This window comes from Sporosarcina sp. (assembly GCF_029257255.1).
Classification (GTDB): domain Bacteria; phylum Bacillota; class Bacilli; order Bacillales_A; family Planococcaceae; genus Sporosarcina.
In genome coordinates this window covers 1-5,550 of record NZ_JARICI010000075.1, presented here as the reverse complement: position 1 = coordinate 5,550, position 5,550 = coordinate 1, and the positions used below count along the sequence as shown (strand labels likewise).

Below are 5,550 nucleotides of genomic sequence, written 5' to 3'. Positions count from 1 at the left end.
CGCAACAATCTGTTCATATCCACGTGGCAGGGTAAACGCTATCGGTACCCCGTGGATTCCTGCCGCAGAAATATGCTCTGCGACTGCCTGCGCCCTTTCTTTTAAATCATGATATGTGAGCGACTCCTCACATCCCGTATCTTCCAGGACAATCTTTTGCGGAAATTCCTTTTCTCGTTTCAGAAAAGCCGTATGTAGACACTGGAGATTCTCCGGATCTCCTGTCCTGCACGCTTCTGCAAGGGATTCTCTCCTGCTTTCCGGAAGTACATCAAAATTCTGATTCCATTCCTTTACCGCCAGTTCATGCAAAAGTTCCCCGAAGCTTCTCATCATATCTTGGATCATATCTTCCGGAAAGAGTTCATCTACGCTGTCCCAGGTAAGCTGTACCCCATTCTCGTCTTCATAGCTCTGAAAATCGTTCCAAACCTGCGGAGTCTGAGAAATCACATAAGAAAAACTACCTAGGGTTTCCTTGAAACTCTTGCTTACCAGCTGCGTTCCAAGGTTACAGGCAAATACAACCGGAGCGCTTGCTGACGCATCTCCATACCTCTTTGTTAAATCCCTCTGAACCCGCACCCCTGAATAGGAGGTATATTTCATATCTTCATGCAGTTGTCTCTGTATCCTGCCCAACAGTTCAAGAAACGTAGGATTATTTTCACAATTCACTTCCAGAAGCAGCAGAGTGGTAAAGTCTGCGATCACTTCTTCCATTCCCTGATGCTCGGTCTTGCGGTTAAAAAACGGAATGTTAATAAGGAATCTCTTATTTCTGCTCCAGCGTTCCAGAATCGCAGCATAGGCAGTAAGAAGTAGCATTGCTGATGTTGTCTTGTATTCTTTCGCCTTTCTTTGCAGTTCTTCCCATTCTTTCTTTTCAATCCTCACGATTCTTCTACGGAAAACAGTCTTCTCCACTTCTTCCGGGCGTTTTGCCAAAGGAAGTTCCGGACCTTTCGGCATTGTATCAAGGCGTTTTCTCCAATATTCTTTTGCTTTTTCTTTCTCTTCGCTGTCGTCTACAGCCTCCCTTTCTAGGTAAGTGGCAAAATTCCACTCCTTGGATTCTTCAGGCAGTTTTTCCCCGTTATAAGCTGCTGCCAAATCCCTTAATAAAATCTGGAGACTCTGTACATCTGCAATCAACAGGTCCATGTCCACATGGATCCGAGTTTTTCCTGCTGGAAGTAGCGTCAGTTCAACCCCTGCGACTTCTCCTTTTTCTATCTGCAACTTCCGGTGGGAAAGCCTCTCCCTTATCGCCTGGGCTATCTTGTACGCTTCCTCCTCCGACATATCCGATAGATTATTTATCGTTAATTTTTCAGAGAACGGGCTGTCCTGAATCTTCTGCATACCGTCTTCCGTAAAGCAGGCGCGCAACATAGGATGGTGGTATTGTAATTGATTCCATGCTTTTTCCAGCTGTGCGGCATCCACTCTACTCCCGTCAAACTCCAAGTAAGCATGGCATCCGATACCTCCAAGGGGCTGTCCATCATCCCTCCCCGCCCAATAAGCATACTGCACGTCTGTCAAAGGGAATGGCTCCCGCATATCTCTTGCCTGTGTTATTTCCTCTTTTTCTGCTTTTGTTTTCTTGCTTTTTTTCTTCATATTCTTCTGGATAATCTCCCACCATTCTTTCAAGGTTGGATGTTCCATCAAAGTTCCAAAAGCGACTTTTACACCTTGTTTTCTCCACTGATTGACCAGCCTCATAATCACGATAGAGGTAAGCCCCAGTTCCAAAAGGTTTTCAGAATCTCCAAATTCTTTCTGCATCGGCAATTTCTGTTTAATCTGTTCTTTTACTTCACTGTATTCCATCTCTATGCTCTCCTATTTTTCCTGCGCCATTTGTCCTAACAATTTTTTATCTATTTTCCCTACACTGGTCAGAGGCCATTCTTCTATAATCTCCACCTGATCCGGCAGCTTATAAGACGCAACACCAATTCCTTTCAAAAACTGGTGTACAGACGACACATCCAGCATACTTCCTTCATCCGTCATGATAAATGCACATATCCTATTCCCCAGTGTCTCATCCGGTACCCCTACGACAGCAGCTTCCTTAATGCCTAGATGCTTACACAAATATGCTTCTATTTCTGCAGGCATAATCTTTTCTCCTGCCCTGTTAATCTGCTCTTTGATCCTTCCCCCCATACGGAGACATCTACTTTCCGTCCACATAGCTTTATCCCCAGTCCGGTAGAATCCATCTTCTGTAAAGCTTGTCCGGTTTGCTTCCTCCGCCATGTAATATCCGTCAATCGTATAAGGTCCTCTCGACAACAGTTCTCCATAAACTCCTCTCTGTACTTCCTCATCATTTTCATCTACGATTTTTACTTCATCCGCTGGAGATACCGGAGTTCCCTGGCATCTTGCTATTACATCTGTATCATCATCCAGGCTGGTAAAAGACAACAGCCCTTCTGCAGTCCCAAACACCTGCATCAGAGTACACGGCCATTTTTCTATAATCTTATCTGCAAGAGAGTCTTCTAACATCGCTCCGCCCACTTGTAAAATCTTCAGACTGGAGATATCAAAATCCTCGTCGTATTCCAGCATTTCCATACACACTGTAACCATAGCCGGAACCAGTGCTGTGATCGTTACTTCCTCTTCAGTGATTGCCATCAAAATATCATCCGGACTGGTCGTGGGTGCCAATACAACTTTTCCTCCCGCATCCAGCGTCCCTAAAAGTCCCGGACAACAAAGCGGAAAATTATGTGCTACTGGCAATGCTGCAAGATAAACACTATTTTCATCCAGCTGGCAACGCTTTGCCGACATCCGAGCATTATACATATAGTCTGTATGGGTACGTGGGATTAGCTTCGGCACTCCAGTTGTCCCCCCGGATAGCAGGAGAACTGCTGTCTGGTAGCCATCTACCTCTGGAAACCGTACATTCCCATATTGCAGTCCCGATAAACTCTGTAGACCTTGCCCTCCATTTCCATCAACAAAAACATTTTTCAGGCAGGAAAATTTTTCTTTTATCGCCAGTGCCATATCTACATATCTGTATCCCAAATATTGTTCCGCCACGATATATGCTGTTGGCTCTGCCAGTTTTACGATTCCCTCCAATTCTGCTTCTCGATGTGCTGGCAACATTAAGATAGGCACTGCGCCAGCCTTCATCAAAGCAAAAAGAACCTCTACGAAAGAAATACGGTTTGGCAACTGGACAACAACTCGGTCTCCCGGTTCAATCCCCTTGCAGATAAATGCACTTGCCATCTGTTCAACCCTCTGATTTAGTTCCTCATAAGTAATGTTTTCCTCACTATCCACCAAAGCAATTTTGTGCGTATATTTACTTGCCCAATGTTCTAATTGTTTCCCTAAACTGCACCTTTCCCATCCCTCCAGATGTTCATACTTGCTCATCTCTTTCTTATATCTCATTTTTTCTCCTTTCTTTCGTGTACTGCTACATACGCCATATATCCATAAATTTTAACTAGTATCAACTGCTAACCTCGCTTAAGTCTTTCCTTGTTCCTCTATTACTCCGTTTCTAGCAGAAAAAAATTCATCCCTTGGTTCAGTCCTACACCTATCGCTTTTAAGTAATCCTCTTTTGCTGACCAGAGAAAAAAAACGTTTCATCTTTGTAGCTTTCTATATTTTCGGTTTCTTCCTCTGCGAAAAAGTCTTTCGCAATTTCTCTATATGCCTGACATTCGATTATTCCCTGTACATCTACTCCAATATCCTTTTTTAACGCCACAAGCATCATATTGCCAAAATGAGAAACATTAAATTCTATACTTTGCCTTCCTTCTATTTCTTTGTGGTAAGGTTTCCCTGATCTATGCCTAAAAAGAATATCTCTTGGCTTTCTCCAGTTCCTTCAGACTTAAAATTATCTTATACTTTTCTCAATAATCCAGCATCTTCTTCCATCGAATACACCATATATGCACTTCTTGAGACTGGAGATAAATTTACTGCTTTTCCTCAATATCTTTGTTACAGTATATTCTAATTTCCACCATTTAACCTCTTTAAACACTCCGAAATCTGTTGTATAACCTCATCTTCGTGCTCCCATAGGTAGAAATGACCACCCTCAAAGATTTCATACCCAAAGGTATTATCTGTATAGTTATTCCACCGTCTAATTGCTTCTTCATCTGCTTCCCGATCTTTATCACCTCCAAAGGCCATTATTGGTGAACGTAACTTGGTAACAACCTCATCGTAATAAGTTTCATCTAGAGTAAAATCTGCTCTCAACATAGGCAAGAAGAAATCCAACAATTCTTTGCTCTCCAAAATCTCCTTCGGTGTTCCTTCAAATCTTCCAAGTTCTTTTTTAAACGCATTATCGGATAGATAATAAATCGGGTTAGGTTCCGGGATACTTGGTATCCTGCTTCCAGAAACAAACAGGCACTGTGCCTGATATCCATCCTTTTCCATGTGTTTTTCCAACTCATAGGCGATTTTACTGCCCATACTATGTCCCCAGAGAGCATATTTACCTTTTATGACATTCTTAATCTGCTCTGTAAGATCCTCCAACATCATTTTCATGTCCATATATGGTTTTTCCATAATCCTTTCTTCCCTACCTGGTAACTGAATAGGACACACTGTTATTTCTTCCTGCATTTTATTAATCCATTGATTGTAAACAGAAGCGCCCCCGCCAGCAAAAGGAAAGCAAAATAATGTAATCTTGTTTTTATTAATTTTCTCACAATTTCTAATTAATTTTATATCCATAGAAAATCCCTCAATTATTAATAACAAATATATAAAAATGATTAATATATGAATGACTTTTTCTGGTTAGTTTCAACTAACCTATTTGCAAATTTTTTTCATTTTTGAATCCATAAATTCATTTATAAAAATATATTTTAGAATCTAATTTTTCAAAAATGAAATAAAAAATCACTAACATTCTGCAGAAAATCAATTTCAGCATTTTTATATACATTAACTCACATTTTTACTTTTTTAAGAACGTTATTTAATTCAAAAGTTCTTAATGACTGTTCTCCGTCGCTCCATGCCGCATCTGGATTAATATGAGACTCTATAAGAAGTCCATCTGCTCCAGCTACAATTGATGCTTTAGATAAAGGTTCTATCAAATTTCGTTTTCCTGTAGCATGACTCGGATCTGCTATTATCGGTAAATGCGTCAACTCCTTAAGAAAAGAAATAGTTGCTATATCCATAGTATTCCTCATACATTTTTCGTAAGTCCTTACCCCTCTCTCGCAAAGAATAACCTTTTCATTTCCCTCATACATGATATATTCTGCACTCAATAAAAATTCCTTGACTGTTGCACTCAAACCTCTTTTTAATAGAATTGGTTTATCTATTTTCCCTAACTCTTTTAATAAAGAATAATTATACATATTTCTTGATCCAACCTGAAAAATATCCACTTTGTCCATCATATACTCCAAATCTCGAACATCCATGATTTCGGTTATGACAGGCATCTTCTCTTCTTTTCCTATTTTGTGCAAAATGTCCACTGCTGATTTACCT

4 protein-coding genes are annotated in these 5,550 nt (G+C 40.6%); all 4 read right to left on the bottom strand.

Annotated elements, in window-relative coordinates; genetic code table 11:
- On the bottom strand, positions 1-1,839 hold a 1,839-nt coding region (locus Q1J64_RS14160; protein ID WP_301109741.1), incomplete at its 3' end, for a condensation domain-containing protein.
- 12 nt (positions 1,840-1,851) lie between these two features.
- Positions 1,852-3,441 (bottom strand): (2,3-dihydroxybenzoyl)adenylate synthase, encoded by a 1,590-nt coding sequence (locus Q1J64_RS14155; RefSeq protein WP_301109740.1) that lies wholly within the window; start codon positions 3,439-3,441, stop codon positions 1,852-1,854.
- A 579-nt stretch (positions 3,442-4,020) separates the two neighbouring features.
- Positions 4,021-4,767 (bottom strand): thioesterase II family protein, encoded by a 747-nt coding sequence (locus Q1J64_RS14150; protein ID WP_301109739.1) that lies wholly within the window; start codon positions 4,765-4,767, stop codon positions 4,021-4,023.
- Positions 4,768-4,988: 221 nt separating this feature from the next.
- Positions 4,989-5,550 (bottom strand): N-acetylneuraminate synthase family protein (locus Q1J64_RS14145; protein ID WP_301109738.1); only part of this gene is annotated, 562 nt, incomplete at its 5' end.

Bases quoted from the DNA above. Each gene is read 5' to 3' on its own strand.
- Q1J64_RS14155 (WP_301109740.1), bottom strand. From the start codon at position 3,441: ATGAGATATAAGAAAGAGATGAGCAAGTATGAACATCTGGAGGGATGG.
- Q1J64_RS14150 (WP_301109739.1), bottom strand. From the start codon at position 4,767: ATGGATATAAAATTAATTAGAAATTGTGAGAAAATTAATAAAAACAAG.